General features: G+C 53.3%; 14 protein-coding genes and 1 tRNA gene. 3 read left to right on the top strand and 12 right to left on the bottom strand.

The window, feature by feature from the left end; all coding sequences use genetic code 11:
* Positions 1-5: 5 nt before the first annotated feature.
* Positions 6-1,469 carry a cobyric acid synthase gene (locus TR2A62_RS08250; RefSeq protein WP_009159815.1) on the top strand — a complete coding sequence of 488 codons (1,464 nt, stop codon included), beginning with the start codon at positions 6-8 and terminating at the stop codon, positions 1,467-1,469.
* On the opposite strand, the gene TR2A62_RS08255 is transcribed toward TR2A62_RS08250, so the two are convergent.
* The 3 genes from TR2A62_RS08255 to TR2A62_RS08265 all read right to left on the bottom strand — a co-directional run bounded on the left by TR2A62_RS08255 (position 1,454) and on the right by TR2A62_RS08265 (position 4,483).
* Positions 1,454-2,332, bottom strand: coding sequence for a hypothetical protein (locus TR2A62_RS08255; RefSeq protein WP_009160612.1), 879 nt, complete (start codon positions 2,330-2,332; stop codon positions 1,454-1,456). The two genes, TR2A62_RS08250 and TR2A62_RS08255, sit on opposite strands and share 16 nt — an antisense overlap.
* Before the next feature lie 71 nt (positions 2,333-2,403).
* Complete coding sequence (locus TR2A62_RS08260) at positions 2,404-3,777, bottom strand: TolC family outer membrane protein (protein ID WP_009160561.1); 1,374 nt, start codon at positions 3,775-3,777, stop codon at positions 2,404-2,406.
* 55 nt (positions 3,778-3,832) lie between these two features.
* Complete coding sequence (locus TR2A62_RS08265) at positions 3,833-4,483, bottom strand: protein-L-isoaspartate O-methyltransferase (RefSeq protein WP_009159756.1); 651 nt, start codon at positions 4,481-4,483, stop codon at positions 3,833-3,835.
* 334 nt (positions 4,484-4,817) lie between these two features.
* On the opposite strand from TR2A62_RS08265, the gene TR2A62_RS08270 reads away from it, so the two are divergent.
* Positions 4,818-4,891, top strand: a tRNA-Cys gene (locus tag TR2A62_RS08270).
* A 61-nt stretch (positions 4,892-4,952) separates the two neighbouring features.
* Here the strand turns inward: TR2A62_RS08270 and TR2A62_RS08275 are convergent.
* A complete protein-coding gene (locus TR2A62_RS08275) occupies positions 4,953-5,963 on the bottom strand; it encodes a tyrosine-type recombinase/integrase (RefSeq protein WP_009158911.1) in 1,011 nt (336 codons plus the stop codon).
* Positions 5,950-6,123 (bottom strand): hypothetical protein, encoded by a 174-nt coding sequence (locus tag TR2A62_RS18760; protein ID WP_009158120.1) that lies wholly within the window; start codon positions 6,121-6,123, stop codon positions 5,950-5,952. Before TR2A62_RS18760 ends, TR2A62_RS08275 begins: the two co-directional genes overlap by 14 nt.
* Before the next feature lie 802 nt (positions 6,124-6,925).
* Here TR2A62_RS18760 and TR2A62_RS08280 point away from each other — a divergent pair.
* Positions 6,926-7,783 carry a hypothetical protein gene (locus tag TR2A62_RS08280; RefSeq protein WP_009160402.1) on the top strand — a complete coding sequence of 286 codons (858 nt, stop codon included), beginning with the start codon at positions 6,926-6,928 and terminating at the stop codon, positions 7,781-7,783.
* 290 nt (positions 7,784-8,073) lie between these two features.
* Here the strand turns inward: TR2A62_RS08280 and TR2A62_RS08285 are convergent, their stop codons facing one another.
* From TR2A62_RS08285 to TR2A62_RS08325, 7 genes are all read right to left on the bottom strand, one after another.
* A complete protein-coding gene (locus TR2A62_RS08285; protein ID WP_009160700.1) occupies positions 8,074-8,610 on the bottom strand; it encodes a hypothetical protein in 537 nt (178 codons plus the stop codon).
* A 204-nt stretch (positions 8,611-8,814) separates the two neighbouring features.
* Complete coding sequence (locus tag TR2A62_RS19090; protein ID WP_223296089.1) at positions 8,815-9,447, bottom strand: thermonuclease family protein; 633 nt, start codon at positions 9,445-9,447, stop codon at positions 8,815-8,817.
* Positions 9,448-10,752: 1,305 nt separating this feature from the next.
* On the bottom strand, positions 10,753-11,637 hold the full coding sequence (locus tag TR2A62_RS08305; protein ID WP_040820491.1) for an HAD-IIA family hydrolase: 885 nt from the start codon (positions 11,635-11,637) through the stop codon (positions 10,753-10,755).
* 39 nt (positions 11,638-11,676) lie between these two features.
* Positions 11,677-13,353, bottom strand: coding sequence for a Na/Pi cotransporter family protein (locus TR2A62_RS08310; protein WP_009158185.1), 1,677 nt, complete (start codon positions 13,351-13,353; stop codon positions 11,677-11,679).
* Positions 13,354-13,356: 3 nt separating this feature from the next.
* Positions 13,357-14,166, bottom strand: a complete 810-nt coding sequence (locus TR2A62_RS08315; protein WP_009158737.1) for a phosphodiesterase — start codon at positions 14,164-14,166, stop codon at positions 13,357-13,359.
* Positions 14,163-15,197: an ABC transporter ATP-binding protein gene (locus tag TR2A62_RS08320; RefSeq protein ID WP_009159804.1), complete on the bottom strand. Its 1,035-nt coding sequence runs from the start codon at positions 15,195-15,197 to the stop codon at positions 14,163-14,165. The genes TR2A62_RS08315 and TR2A62_RS08320 overlap by 4 nt, the downstream gene beginning before the upstream one ends.
* On the bottom strand, positions 15,194-15,985 hold the full coding sequence (locus TR2A62_RS08325; protein ID WP_009159444.1) for an ABC transporter permease: 792 nt from the start codon (positions 15,983-15,985) through the stop codon (positions 15,194-15,196). The genes TR2A62_RS08320 and TR2A62_RS08325 overlap by 4 nt, the downstream gene beginning before the upstream one ends.

Consider the following 15,985-nt stretch of genomic DNA (forward strand, 5'->3'; position numbering starts at 1 on the left):
GCCAAATGGCCAAGGCGATCATGATACAAGGCGCGGGCTCAAACGTCGGCAAATCGATGCTGGTCGCTGGCATTGCTAGGGCCATGGTGCGACGCGGCTTGTCCGTAGCACCTTTCAAACCACAAAACATGTCGAACAATGCAGCCGTCACTGCCGACGGAGGCGAGATTGGCCGTGCCCAAGCGCTTCAGGCTCGTGCATGTGGACTGGAACCGATGGTTGATATGAATCCTGTTCTGCTTAAACCTGAATCTGATGTCGGCGCCCAAGTCATCGTGCAAGGTGCACGCTATGCGACGCTCAAGGCGCGAGATTACGCTAAGGCCAAGCCACAATTGATGACGGCCGTTCTGGACAGCTTTCACCGGCTTGCTGCGCAGCACGACCTAGTTATTGTCGAAGGGGCTGGCAGCCCTGCCGAAATTAACCTGCGTGCCGGTGACATTGCCAACATGGGTTTTGCCGAAGCAGCGTCCGTTCCGGTGGTTCTTGCCGGTGACATTGATCGAGGTGGCGTGATCGCACAATTGGTTGGCACGCACGCGGTACTGCCCAAATCTGATCGAGACCGGATCAAGGGGTTTCTCATCAACAAGTTCCGAGGCGACGTCACCCTGTTCGACGACGGGTTGGCCGAAATCGCAAAGCGAACGGGTTGGACATCCGTCGGAGTGTGCCCATGGTTTGCTGATGCTTGGAAATTGCCGGCCGAGGATGTCATGGATATCTCATCCTCTCGAACTGGCGACATCAAAGTAGCGGCTCCACGGCTGAATCGTATCGCGAACTTTGACGACCTTGATCCATTGGCGGCAGATCCATCGATCAGCGTTGATATTGTAGAGGCGGGTCGCCCCCTGCCCGCAGATGCGACCTTGGTCCTGATCCCGGGCTCAAAATCAACCATTGCTGATCTGGCTCATTTTCGCGCACAGGGTTGGGATATCGACCTCGCCGCACACATCAGACGTGGCGGTGCTGTGCTTGGCATTTGTGGGGGGTATCAAATGCTTGGAACCCAAATCATCGATGCAGATGGAATCGAAGGCCAAGTTGGTCAATTTGAAGGGTTGGGACATTTGGACGTCGTCACCGAAATGAAGCCCGAGAAACGCCTCGCACAGACCACAGGCACGAGCCGCCTGACAGGCGACAAGGTGGAAGGCTATGAAATCCACATCGGTGAGACGACGGGCCCAGATCGCAAGCGCGCATGGCTGGATGTTCAAGGACGCAGCGAAGGTGCTGCATCACCCAACGGTCAAGTCAGAGGATGCTATCTGCACGGCCTCTTTTCACAAGACGCGTTCCGCCGTTCGTTTTTCGAACAACTGGGCGCGCAGATCAGCGATATGAACTATGATGAAGATGTAGATCTAGCGCTCGACGCATTGGCCGATCACGTTGAGCAAACGCTCGATCTAGATGCAGTTCTCGAAATGGCAGAGACTGTTCACTCGAACTCTTGAGAAGCTAGACCCCGCTGAATTTCGCGGCGGACCAATTTGCGCACATTGCGCGTGATCCGCTCGCCTAAAACGCCCTGCAATTCCTGACGGACAATATCAGACACCATGTCGCGCAACATGTCTTCGTCGATAACACTGTCGTCGCCGAAAATCGCAGCAAGATCTGGCTCGTCTTCATCAACTGCAGCACCCTGAGCCGAGGCTTCATCAGTGCTGGTTGTTTCGAGCGTTAATGGTTGCACATCAAGGTCAGAAAGCGTCTCTACGTCTTCCCATTCTTGGCTCAACGTGACGGATTCATCTGCCGGCTCTTCGGTTTCCCAGTCATCATCGCTCTCGCCGACTGCCGCCTCAAGCTCCGCAATCTTGCTTTCCAGATCAGTGACCTCGCGAGGTGCCACAAATACGGCTGCTTCTGCCAATTTTTCATCCAAAGAGATGTCGGTGACGGCAGCATCTGCCGCACGCTCTGCCTCTTCCGCAACGAATGCGTCGACCGCGTCTGTCAGGTCTAGATCAGCCGTTTCCGTGACATCTTCAGTCTCGGCCACGGCTTCTTCAACACTGTCCTGCGGCGCAGGTTCGCCAGTCACAACTTCGGCAAAGGTTTCGCGGACGTCCTCGAGATCGTTTTCGTCTTCCGTCGCCTCGCCAGCGCCAGCGCCAGACTCAACCGGAACGTCGCGATCTTCAACAGGCTCGGCCACGCGCAAAGCAGGTGTCAGAACAAATCGCTCTGCAACCATTTCGTCGTCAGTCTGTGCATCCGCCTCAACCGCGTCACCACGATCATCTTCAGACACGAGCCTGCGGATAGACGACAACACGTCTTCGATTTCGATGTTTGTCACCGGGTCGGACATTGGAATTTCCTGCTTTGCCTCAGGCGCATCTTAGCTGTCCCACCGATTCTAAACAACCGATAGGAAAATTCTTATTCTTTTCCGATCGAACGCAGAACACGGTCCAGTGCGGCACCTTGATCAGACCTGATCGCAGGGGCATCTTTGACAAGATTATAGTAAGCGGCAGGATCATAGACCTGCACGGCAAGGCCAAGATGTTCAGCAGTCAACAAGCCCATTGAAGACAGAACACCGTAGGCGGCCCGAACTTCGTCAGATTGGGCGGTGATCAAACCGGCTTCAGCGTCTAGCAACTCTTGTTCTGCATTCAAAACATCTAGCGTTGTACGTGCACCCAATGTCGCCTCTTCTCTGACGCCACGAAATGCGACGCGAGACGCGCGGATTTGCCGCTCAGACGCCTGACGGCTCGCGTTGGCAACCTCCAGCAGTGAATAGGCATTAACTACGCCCTGCTCGACCTGATGGCGTACGATGTGCAAATCAGCACGCGACGCATCACGACGCGCCTGAGCCTGACGCAGACGCGCAGACAATTCGCCCCCACGGTAGATTGTAGCGCCCGCTTGCAAACCAATAGTCTCGCTTACGTTTCGATCTTCGTCCATCCGGGCACTAGCGGTCCCGCGAAGCGTGGGTGACATAGCAAGCTCGGCACGACGAATGTTCAGCTCAGTTGCGGAAACGTCATGCTGTGCTTTGAGAATGGCGGGATGCGTGCGGAACGCAATCGCCGTTGCCCGCTCGATCGAATTTGCAAGATTTAGATTTGCTGACGGCGTGGCAAGACGCCCGGGCTTGCGCCCAACAGCCGCGACATACTCAGCAACATCACGCTGTAGCTGTCCCTCAGCCGAGGCCAAAAGGCTGCGCGCAGACGCGAGTCTCGCCTCTGCCAATGCAACATCTGTACGGGTCACTTCACCAACATCAAACCGGTCGCGCGCTGCGCGCAACTCTTGGGTGATGACCCGAACATTGCTTTGACGCAAGGCTAGGCTTTCGCTGGAACTACGGACATCTACATAGGCCTCAACCGCACGAAACAAGATCTCTTGCTCGACCCGCTTCAATGTCTCGCGTGTCGACAGAACCAGTTCTTTTTGCGATTCCACAGCCGTCGCTGAAGCACCAAAATCGTAGAGCAGCAATTCAGCGTTTAGATCTAGGTTTACATTGACATCATCAAGAAGCGACGCGCCCCCCATATCCGTATAAGTGATCGACGACGACCAAGTGATGATCGGCTTGAGAGCGGCTGCCGCGATCGCGACATCCTCATCCGCGACGCGCAACAGCGCACGGTTTTTGTCGATCAATCCTGAATGAGTGTACGCAGAGGCAAGTGCATCAGCGAGTGTTTCGGCTTGCGTCGCAATTGGGGTCCACAAAACATACGTAGCAACAAGCGCAGCTCTGGCAGCAGTCTTAAAGTGGATCATGCGTATCCCTCAATTCTCAATATTCAAAGTACCTAGCAGCGGGCGCCTCTTTTACTCAGAGAGCGAATTCTGTTTCTTTCACAAATCCGTCCAAGACGGGCGCAGCTGCGTTGAACGAGAAGCGCCATGACAAACGACCAGAGTTCAAATGACCGATCATAACGCGACCCAACGCGCCATCGATAAAGATGGCTGCGATGCGTCCGCCGTCTTTGAGCTGATTTGTCAGAGCTTCCGGCACGGCCTCGACCCCACCCTGAATCAGGATAGCGTCATACGGGCCTTCTTTTGCGCAGCCTTCTGACAGAGCACCCGAAATCACAGCGGCATTGTCGACGCCATTCTCTGACAAAACGGCCTGCGCTTCGTCCGCGCGGCCTTCGTCTTCGACGGCCACAACGGCATGCACCATGTGGGCGAGAACTGCAGTCGAATACCCAAGGCCACAGCCGAGATCCAACACAACATCTTCAGTCTCAAGCGCCAAAGCATCCAAAATCTTAGCAAGGGTTCGCGCTTCTAGCAGAACGCGACCTCCGCCAAGCTCCATGTTTTCGCCAACATAAGCCGCTTCGCGTTGGTCCGCTGGAACATAGTTCTCGCGCGGGACCGACAGCATCGCGTCGATGATTGGGAATTTTGTTACATCCGATGGACGGACCTGCGTGTCGACCATCATAGTTCTGCGGTCTGAAAAACTTGCCACCAGCTAAACTCTTTCGTTCAGATACGTTTTTCTCGTAATGCCACAACTCGACAAGAGGGGCAACGATTCATGATTGGTTTGAGTGGCATTTGATCGAAGCTTTGCCAACTTTTCACCATCCACCCCATTCAGGCGAAAACGAACGCCCTTTCCAGTGCCCGATACCGCAGGCCAGAGTCGGACCACAAAGTGCAATTTATTCAACAACGAACGGGTCATTGCATCTGGACATCAACCTTCGAAACTCTTAAGCCTCATCTCGCTTGCCAGAGCACTAAACTGGCACCGCGACGCGGGGTTCAGCAAGATAGAACAACGGTCGTACACCACGTGAGGCGAGTTGGCGGAGTGGTGACGCAGCGGATTGCAAATCCGTGTACACCGGTTCGATTCCGGTACTCGCCTCCACACAAAATCAATGACTTAGCCCGATTATTCGATGTGAGCGAATCAGAGTCTAAACAAATGTCTAAACATTCTGTTTTTGTTCTGTTCGCATTTGCTGTGCTTGGATCGCTCTGACGCGTTGACGGACCTGCTTTGTGTAGTGCTGGACCATCGCAGCGCTTTGGCCAGTTACAGCAGCGACAAGATCGTCACCGCAGCCAGCCTCGACCAATTCGCATGCTGCGTTGTAGCGCCAGCTATGGATATCAAAATCGAGCGCGTTGATCTGGTCTCGGACCTTTTTTACCGCTTGCGCAACACCGCGATAAGACCAGCGGTTTGTCCCCCGCTCATTGGTCAGGATAAACACAGAGTGCCGACTTGCCGCGTCCAGTGCCGCTTGCAGTTCTGGCAGGATCGGAATCCAGAGCTGTTTTCCTGTTTTGTTTTGACGAACAGCAAAGCCACCGTCTTGAATGTCTGACCATCGCATTTCGATTACATCGCCAATGCGTTGCCCCGTGCCAACACACAGCTCCATAGCGAGACGTTCTCGCGTTCCGAGAGGACAGGCAATTCTGTATTGATCCAGAAGCTCTTGCGGCCAAGGTGACCGCGCTTTCTTGACCGTCTTGATTTCTGACACACCGCGCGCGGGATTCATTTCACGCCACCCTAAATCGACACAGTGTTCCAACAGAACCCGCAGCACCCGCAGCGAATAGTTGGCAAAGTATGGCTTATCCGCGTTTGAATCGCGCAATCGGATTACATCCTTGCGCTTCATGTTAACTGGGTTGGCATCCCCCATGACATCCTCAAAGAAGCGCAGATACTTGTCATAATCCAGCGCGGTGCGCGGCTTGAGCTGAGTGTATCTGCTTGATCGATGGTAGCTCTTGATAAGTGCCTTGAAGGAACGAGCTGTAATTTTAGAAACAGGGCGTTCACCTGAAAGAATGGACGCATATTCGGTCCAGAATTCAGGTGTGCCAAACTCAGCCAAAAATTTTTGGGATTTCCATCCCCGTCGCTGAAAATACAACCCGTTTCGTTGGCGGTATACGTGCTTGGGCAACTCACGTTTTGTCATGACGCATATCTATCCTATCAAACTCATCGACTGTTGTCGGACCAGCAAGAACCAGCTCGATTTTCTTCCCATCGATAGTGACACGCCCAACTGACTTTCCGGCACACTCAAAGGCGTTCAGTAAACGCAGCGCTTTCTCTTCAATCGTTGTCCGTGCCATTTTGGTCTACCTTGCGGGTTCCGTTCTCCAAGTTCGCTTGCGCATCCATTCGGCTGAATGTGCGGGAGCGCCCATGCAATCTAACTGGGGACCAAGGTACAGGCAGGCGGAATCTGAGACAATTGAAACCCAAATTTTTGCAAATGTTACAATCAGCTGTTTCAGTACGTGTCGTAGATGTTCGTGACTCGTTCTCATCAGTGCGAATAATTTCTCAATGAGAAACCGGTCAATTATGCATCGAAACACAGAGGCCAATCGGACCGGCTCAGCGCGAAGGCGCAGGCTTTGGCCGTAAATGTTACAGTTTTGGATTTCCACTAAATGTATACAGGAACAAGGGGTGTATGTATGTGACCCGCCCCGCTCCTCCTACGAATTATGATGTTCTTCGGAGGTGCGGTGCTACTGGGGCGCAGCGAGGCAATCTAAGCGTTTATGTGGGGCTATAGAGGGCTGCGGCACCACAACCACAGCAGGGCAGCCGGCTGAGACTGTGTGCGACCTTCTAAACAGGCCTATGCGGAAAGTTGCTAGGGGCGGAATGCGGTCGTTCGCTGCACGCTGCTTCAAGGTCAGCTATGCGCAGATAGCGACCTCTGCAAAGTCGTATCGTCGCAGCATTTTTATGGAGCAAAGCTGACATTGTTACATTGTGCGGTGTACGGCAGTTAGAAAATGAATATTTCGAATACTGCACTAAATTGGTACTGAAGCAGTGTGCCGAAATGAATTAAAGACAACGAAGGCAATCTGCGTAATAAAGTCGGCAGAGGCAAATTTAACGAAGGACCTTTTTACAATGCCTTTTCGACCTTGGCTGCAAATCTATGCAATTATTGGATTAAGTTTAGCTGGATCAGTGCAGGCTCAAGAGCAAGATGTTAAAACCGAACAGCCAGCCACCGATCAGCAAATTCAAATCATAGATTTTCCGAACCCGTTTCCCGTGGTTATTGTCGAAAGCGATGAGGTCACCGCATCACGTGAAGCCGAAAAACGCGCAAGCAGACAAATCGAAAAGGACAGTCTTGCTACCCAGCAAGGCATGAATGAAGTCACCCAGCGTATGATGTGGGCTTCTTGGGCTTCCACAGTTTTGGTCGCTCTCGGAACCATCCTGTTGAATTGGACGCTTAGGCTTACTCGAAGCGCTAATTCAGCTGCGCAAGAAGCAGTTGAAGTCACGCGAGTAGTTGGTGAGTTGCAAACTAGACCCTACATTTCGCTTTCCAATGTCGGTCTGCCAGATGAAAGTGTAATGGAGAATGGCACTGTCGATATGTACTTAACCAACATTGGCCGCAGTCCAGCTTTTATAAAGTCGATAGAGGGAAAGGCAGGCATGTGTCACTTCCCAGTTGATGCCAATTCTTTCGATAGCCATGATTGGGTAGTCCTCGGGAGAGAGGACATCCACCATCCGAACACTACCTATACCTCTTCCATCCAAACTGGCGCTATTGATAAAGGAATGATTTCTAGTAAAGCTCAGCGCCTTTTTTTTGGATTTAGGGTTACTTATGAAGATTTTTTTGGGAATACTCATGAAGATGAATACGTTGCCACCGTCAATTATAATCGGCCTAACGGTCCTGGCTTTGAGGCCGCTCGCGCCAGAGCCAAAACAATAAAGACGGACGCCAAAGGCAAGACTTAACCACTCATCGTACCCACCGTAACTTGGACGTGCGCTACATAAAGCAAACGACACCGCCATTTATAGTTAACGCGACGAAAGTCTCCCTCCCGCCTGTGCGGTCGATGCAGCACGTCCGCTTCGGGCTGGGAGCCGCCATCCGCGGCAAGATCGACCAACGGCAGCTTTGGGCTGTGAACGTTGGTAGGGTCAGAGCGGTAAGGGGACACTCGGCTTGCAGAGCATATGTCAATTTATGATAGCCCTACAAGCTGCCGCTGGCAGGCAACGTTCTATCCATTGCATTTGGACTATAGCGAAAGCCCCATAATTTCAGTGATACCCCACGACATGCAGCTCTTACGCGCAACGTCCTCTAATTCACAAAATTCAAGATTATCGAATTGCTCGGCATTAACGTCAGGCAACTCCACTTTGAATTCAGTTTGGGCAAGTGGCTCTATCCAAATAGGTGTTTCGACGGAGAACGTTTGTTCGTTGCCTTCCGTGTCGAAGATACCGACTGAAAGTCGTATCCATGTAGTCACGTGGTCGTCCGTCTTATTCTCAAGAAGCCCGCCCCAGCTGACCAACTGTTGGTCTATGCGTGGCCCAGCCTTACCTGTCGCATTGTCATTGCCATAAAGAGGCTTCTGAAAGGCCAAGGTACAAGTTGACCTGACAACTTCTGTGGAGAGGAGTTCACTGCTTGAATAGGATAAACAGGTTTCAACGCCCCGCAAAGTCCCTTTGCTCGTTGTCTCATTGACAAATCGCTGCAGCGGCTCAACACCGAAAAACAAAGCCGCTAAAAGGCAAAGCAGCCCGCCGATAATAAAGTTCTTCATAAAATCTTTCTCCAACAGCCCTACAATTTGTCTCGCATGGTGCGAAGGGGCGGTCTACTTGTTTGAAACGTTAGTTACACCAAGGCCTATCAATAATCGGAAAAGTAGCGTTTGGGTACAACACTGGAAACGAGTGTTTTGTCCACTCCGTGTGATTTGACTTACCAAAATGCTGCAACCTGCATGAGTCATCTCGCGTAACTATCAGCATTTTTTTCGCGCTTCAAACTGCTCCCAAACATGCATGCGACCCTTTTGGCGTGCATCAGCAAGCCAAAGTTTCTTACGGACACCTTCGACTTCTAAATAGCTATATTTGCCTCCAGAAAACTTTGGCCAATCGATGGCCAGTCCTTGCTTGACCAACTCTGCTGAAAGGTCCCGACCATCAGGTAGAAAGCACTTTGCAACGGTGCGGCCATATACATCTTCTTCGATGATTTCAGCGCGAATGCGATGGCCTTTGCATAGACGCACCATGGCCCATTTTGCTTTCCTGCCATACGGGTGATCCAACTCAGGCGCGTCGATTCCGTAAAGACGTACTTGGGTTTTTCGAACCGTAATAGTGTCGCCGTCTGTAATAAAGGCTGGCCCTTCCAGTACCAACGGAGGCTTTACTGGATGTGCGGCCGCCGCCTCAAAAGCTCCAATCGAGTGTCTTGAATGGGCTGGGGGCTCTGATGATTGGGCTTGTGGCTCACTGGGTTGCCTTGAAGAAATCGCTATTTTTCGCTCGGCATTGTAGGCGAGCTTTTCTCCGGCTAATCTCTTGATCGGGCGGGATTTCGGCCGGTACTTTTTTCTAAATATTGCTCTAAATATAAATCTTAACATACAAGCACTTTACAAGACACCAGCCTGCACGCAACCATAACGCGAAGGGCTGGTTCAATTACCCTCAAAGAGACCTCCACTCTAGGTATCCAGATTTCACTATACGCCCTGATAGGAAGTGCGAAATTCCCGCAGAAGCTCTCTTTGTTCGCATGTTGGCTTTCCTTCAGGCCCAAGTATGGCGGCAAGCCTTAGACGCGGGACGAACGGTCAATTGGTTCAAGAGACAAAACACGAATAGAAATCGGGCCAACAGGCTAAAGGTACGGAGACAACTCATATGCCTCTTCCATACAAGATCAACCTTATCGACCATGACCGCTGGATCTCAACAGACTACGAGCGCGGCTTCTCTTGGGGGCTGGTCCTCAACGACGAGGCAAACGAATTGGGGTTCTGGCGGGTCGTCCGATACAATCGCAATTTGGACTTAGAAGGCGGTTGCTACGAGTTCTCTATCGAAAAAACTGGACCTGCGATAGTTTCTCAGGAGTTCAATTTCCTAGATTCCGAGACCAATCGGGGAGCAGCTCTCTCTGAATTTGTTTCCGACATTTTGGCTTGGACAAGGACCCGAAAATAGTAACGAGCCTCAAGTAGCCGATCTGAAATGACCGTCTAAACATTCGCCCTATGTTCCGCCCATTTCTGGCAGCATTCTAATCATTTTCCCTATAGTTTTCAGCGGCATGCTTAGTCTTGCAAATCCGTGTACACCGGTTCGATTCCGGTACTCGCCTCCATTTACTTTCAATGACTTAGGCCATATCCATAACGAATATCAGCTGTTAGTTTACAGCTTGGTTTACAGGATGCGGAAGTTTTTTACGTTTCAGACCGAAGAAGTGGTCCATAGAAAAGCTCACAAAACCCCTTTTCGAGAAACATCAGTGCGCCTGTTTCGAAACCATTTTCGATCTTTGTCGGCGTGCTTCCACAAATATTCCATGCGCAGCTAAGGTCAGCTTTGAGCCCAGAGTGGACCTGTAAATTTTGTGCTGCGCGCGCACGCAGCACGGAAATTGCCGCAACAGCGTAAATCTCTAAGCCGCTGCGCGGCGGAACAACCGGTCATTCATACGAGCAACACCGGACATGGCATGCTCAAGGATCAAGTTGCGGGATGAAACGGAGATCAAAACTGTAAAGGTTAGCAACTGGTTACAGAGCTCTAGACCGGATTTTCAGTAAACTGAAATTGCTCCGTTGTTCCACATGAGATTTTCTTGCGTTTCCCCGTGGCTTGGCAAAAAATTAAGCTTCAAATTTGACAACTTGAAACGGGCACTTGCGGACGCATCGCATTCAAATACGCTTTACACACCAATCGGGGTTAATCCCCGATGCATGACAAAAGTGACGCACGTCATGGCCCGCGAACATGCCATCTTGAGTGACAAGGACGGTGCTCCATCCACGTGCAGCACCGCCAATAATATCGGTGTGCAATGTGTCGCCAACCATAGCGATCCGTGATGGTGCGATTCCGCCAAGGCCCGCTTCGGCAAGCGCATAAACCTCTCCAAACGGCTTACCGAAAAACCGGACGTCTCCTTCCGCTTGATCTAACAAAAGATGGCCGAAATACCCTGGTTCTTGGGAAAACGCAGTTTCGCGGGGTGCGGCAAGGTCTGCATTTGCGATCACGACGAGTCGTGGGCGAGCCTTCAGAGCTTTGCTGAGCAGCGCCTGGCGAGACGGCGACCACCCTGTAGAAGACAAGAACAAGAACCCATCTGCCTGTGCGTATAGGCTTGGATCATCTCCCAACCTGAGCGTCTTTGACGGGATATCGGATAAATCATCCGCCGTGGCCGAGATACAGCCCCATGTCCGATTGTCCAGATCTGCGAGTGTTGCATCCCGACTGGTGATAATCTCGTCGCTGGTGACTTTAATCCCAAGATTTTGAAATTTCCCCACGGCTCCTTGGTGGTTGTAACTTGCTGCGTTGGACAAGACCCGAATAGCACACCCCCGCGCGCGCAACATATCCAGACGCGCCGCCGCACCGGGGATTGGTGTTTCGCCGACATTCAAAACCCCGAACGCGTCGAAGACGTACGCATCCACGTCATCCGCAATATCCATAGGAGACCCGATCGTCTTGGTACACTGCGCGAACGTGGCTTCTGGTAAGCGCGACCGGACGGATTGGTAACGGTCAAAAATGTCTTGGACGGATTGCATTGCAGTATTGGCTTTCAATTTGTCCCACAGCGGCGCGGTCTATGCGGTGCTTGCCTTTGATTTGGTAGACAAACGAGACGTTAAAAGGTCACCGGATCGCGCCGCAATCGGCTGACCAATCGTGGCAAATGCGGCATTGATACTCTTGAGCGTGCGCAGAACGTCTTGGTGAATCCTGCTCGTTTCAAAACTGGCAGAGATGCTATCGCGCAACCTCGCAAGATGGCGTTCTTGCAGCTTGGCTTCGGCCTTTCGCACTTTGTCTTTTGCGCGCAATAACTGGCGGGCCGCGTCCGGTGCGCCCGTCATCAAGACGCTCAGCGCAAGCTGAGAATTGCTGAGGACCCTGTCATGAAAATCCATCAGATCGGACCAACCGCTTTCTGAAAATGCTAAACCTTCGGCCTGAATCTCACCGGCTTGCGCCACAAGACCGCGCGAGATGGCCGCCGCTGCGGTTTCAAGATTGAGCGCAATGGATGCCAACTCTCCTGCTTTGTCTCGTTGGACTTCTGACAGGTGTTCGTGGTCGAGCTGTGCGAGGAAACTTTTGATGTCCGTGTGTAGCGTGCCGACATGGTCCGCTTTCTGTGTGATCGCCTTGGCTGTGGGAGCATCCCAAACGTCGAATAGGGCGATGGAGGTTCGCAGCATGGTTTCCGTCTCTTCGCCCATCTTCAAGATCTCACGCGCAGCGCAAGACAAGGCACGCGCCGGCTGGCCCAAAGTTGCCGGATCAAGGGCCGAGCTTTGCATGAGCGGGCTTGCGTCGTCACGCTCCGGCGTCAACGCGATCGTGGCAGAAGCGATCCCGCCGAGGACGGGAAGACAAACGATTGCGAGCCCGACGTTGAAAGCCAGGTGCAGGTTTATGATCTGACGGGACGCATCAGCGCCGAGCCAGCTCAGATCACTCTGGTTTTGCGACAACGCCACAAGAACCACCACTGCGCCGCCACCACGCAGCACCACATTGGCAACGACCATGCGGCGTGCGGTCAACGGAGCGCCAAGTGTGAGTACGTAAGCCAAGACGGCGCCGCCCGCGTTAGCGCCCAACACCATCGCCGCCGTACCGCTGGGCGGCAAAAGACCTTGTGCTGTGAGGGTGACAAAGAACAATACGGCGGCCACTGACGAATGCACGGCCCATGCAAACAACGCGCCAATAATGAAGGATGTCACAAGATCGTTGGCCAGGTAGCTCATCACGATGGAGGTTTCTGCGCTGCCAATGAGGGGGCCGGTGGCCGCACGGATCATATCGAGCGAGACGAAGATCAACCCCACCCCAATCAACATGCGCCCAAATTGCCGGGCTTCATTGCGCGCACTGCGCAAAAACAAGAAGACGCCAATCAGCAACAGCAACGGGATCAGAAAGTCCTGACGGACCAACAATATCTGCGATACGATAGCCGAGCCGATATCAGCCCCCAGCAAGATCGCCATACCGGCAAGCAAACCAACGCCCCCTTTGGTCGCGAAGTTCGACACCAAGACAGCGACGGCCGTTGCGCTTTGCAGACAAAGGGCCGCCAAGGCGCCGCTGATCATGGCCTGCACCCTGTTTGCATTGGAGCGGCGCAAAAAAGTACGCAGTTGAACCGAAAACGCGCGCTCGACCCCTGTCCGCAGAAGCCGCACTGACCAGATCAGGAGGGCTGCGGCCCCTGCAGCGTGCAGAGCAAACAGGATGATGCTGGTGTCATCCATCAGTTATTTTTCAGGATAGAACAGGAAAGGGCCAGGAAATTGTCCGACCGGGATGTGATGGCTCATGATGCCGTCGCGCATTTCGTGCAACAAAAAACCGCCCGGCTCTTTGGTCAGGCAATTGGGCGCGCCCGTCCGCAGATCCATGGTCACTGCATGGGAGACACCGGGGGAGATCTGGCAAATCACGCCGCCAAAGGGTGCCACGATATTGCGGTGGATATGCCCGCAGGTGAGACGCAGCTCGCCTTTGTATCCAGACAAGATCGCTTGCAGTTGCGTGCTCTCTCGCAAGTTCTGGATGTCCATTTTCTCAATGCCGGTCAAAACGGGGGGGTGATGTATGGTTACGATCGTCGGTTTACCGTCTTGCACATCGAGCGACGTGGATAAGAATGACAAAGTGGCATCGCTAAGGTGGCCATGGGCTTTGCCCTCAACACTGCTATCCAAACCGATCACCACAAGATCGTCAAAATCTTCGATCCAGTTAATCGGACCTTCGACGGGCATCCACGGCTGATCGGAGAAGCTGGTCCGCATCACTGCTACATCATCATGATTTCCTGGAACGGCACGATACGGCAGATTGAGCGGCTCCATGAGTTTACGAAAGCGCTGATATTCTTCTTCTGTGCCGAAATCGGTCAGATCTCCTGCGACAATGACCATATCAATTGGCCCGATCTGGGGCAGGCTGGCGTTGATCGTTTCAACGCAGTTGGTGAGGGCCTCAGCTGTATCGACTTGACCATAGGCCAGCTGACCATGCGGGACGATATGTGGATCGGAGATCTGAATTATGCGCGTCATGCGCCGTCTGCCTCAGTCGGCAACAGCATCAGGGCTTCAGGATTGATTGACATGTTAACAATGTCTCCCACCTTGGGCGCAATTTGACCTGAGTGGATCGACGCGATCGCGCCGGATGTAACGCCAGATATGACAACACGGTAGTGCGTCCCCAAAAACGTCACGGCTTCAACTTTGCCGCGCAGCGGACCGCTTTCTTCGATCCGGACATCTTCTGCGCGCACGTAAACCGTTTGCCCGGCGCCATCCGATGGCAAGGTCAGGGTGCCGCCTTCCAAATGCAGAGTGGTGCCATCTGCCCTACCGGATAGAGCCATTGCGTTGCCAACAAAGCCCGCAACAAAGGAAGATGTCGGGTTACGGTACAATTCTTCTGGCGAACCGCTTTGCACAACGCGACCATTTGACATGACAGCGACGCGGTCCGCGATCGCCATTGCCTCATCCTGGTCGTGGGTCACAAAGATCGCGGTGATGTCGAATTCTCGCAATAGTATGGCCAACTCATCGCGCAGGCTTTCTCGCAAGGACGCGTCTAGCGCTGACAACGGCTCATCCAGAAGCAACAACCGGGGCCGCGGTGCAATCGCCCGCGCAAGCGCCACGCGCTGGCGTTGGCCACCGGACAATGCGGTAATCGCACGGCTCGCAAAGGGCTGAAGCTGGCACATTTCCAGCACTTCAGTCACGCGGGCATCGATCTCGGCCTTGGGCAACTTTTGCATTTTCAGTCCGTAGCCGATGTTGGCCCGCACAGACATGTTCGGGAACAAGGCGTAGGATTGAAACACCATCCCGACCTGACGATCCTCGACAGCGAGCGCCGTAACGTTGTCATCGTCAAACCAGATATCGCTGCCGGCATCCGGCGTCTCAAGCCCCGCGATGATGCGCAGCAACGTGGTTTTGCCACAGCCTGATGGGCCGAGGAGCGATACAATCTCCCCTTTGCCAACGGATAATTCGGTGGGCAAAAGCGCCTTTGTCCCATCGGGATAGGTCTTGGCGGTGTGGGTCAATCGTAGGGTCATTGTGCAATCCTTTGTGCGCGCGCCGAGGCCCATTGCATGGCCATCAAAAGCGGAACGATCAGTATGAAAAAGACGAGTGTGTAGGCCGAAGCGATCTCGAGCCGCATTGACGCGTAGCTGTCGGCAAGTCCAACAGGCAGTGTCTTGAGGTAAGGCGTATGGAGCATCCACGTCAGGTTGAATTCACCGATGGACAGCGTGACCACCGTGAGAGCACCCGCAAGAATACCCGGCATTGCATTGGGCACGACGATGTCACGAAACCGTTGCCATGGCGATGCGCCGAGTGAGGCAGCCCCTTCCTCAAGCGTCTTGAGGTCCATGGATGCCAGTACGGCCAGAATGGACCGTACCATGAACGGGAGCGTGTAGAGAACGTGCCCCACAAGGATAAACGTCCATGACGCGCGAAATCCCTGCATCGACCCGTAAAGTTGCAGCAATGCCAAGGCGAGCGCCAAGCCTGGGATCGCGAGCGGCAGAGAAATGAATTCTTCCAACATGCGGGACATCCAGCCGGGGTGGCGTGCTAAACCATAGGCCGCAGGCACGCCGATGATCACCGTGCAGATCAGGCAGGCAAAGGCGATCCCCATAGAGAGGAAAATGCTGTTTGCGTAGAGCTCCCAGACTTCGAACACCCATCTCAGGGTCAAACCGGATGAAACGCCCTGAAAGTAGTTCGCGGTCAGCCCGGCCAAAACCGACATGACGATAGGAACGAACAGAAACGCGCAGGCAAGCAGCGTGACCGCCAATTGCAACATTTTTGTTTTGGATTTTAACAT

This window comes from Thalassobium sp. R2A62, assembly GCF_000161835.1.
Taxonomy (GTDB): domain Bacteria; phylum Pseudomonadota; class Alphaproteobacteria; order Rhodobacterales; family Rhodobacteraceae; genus Thalassobium.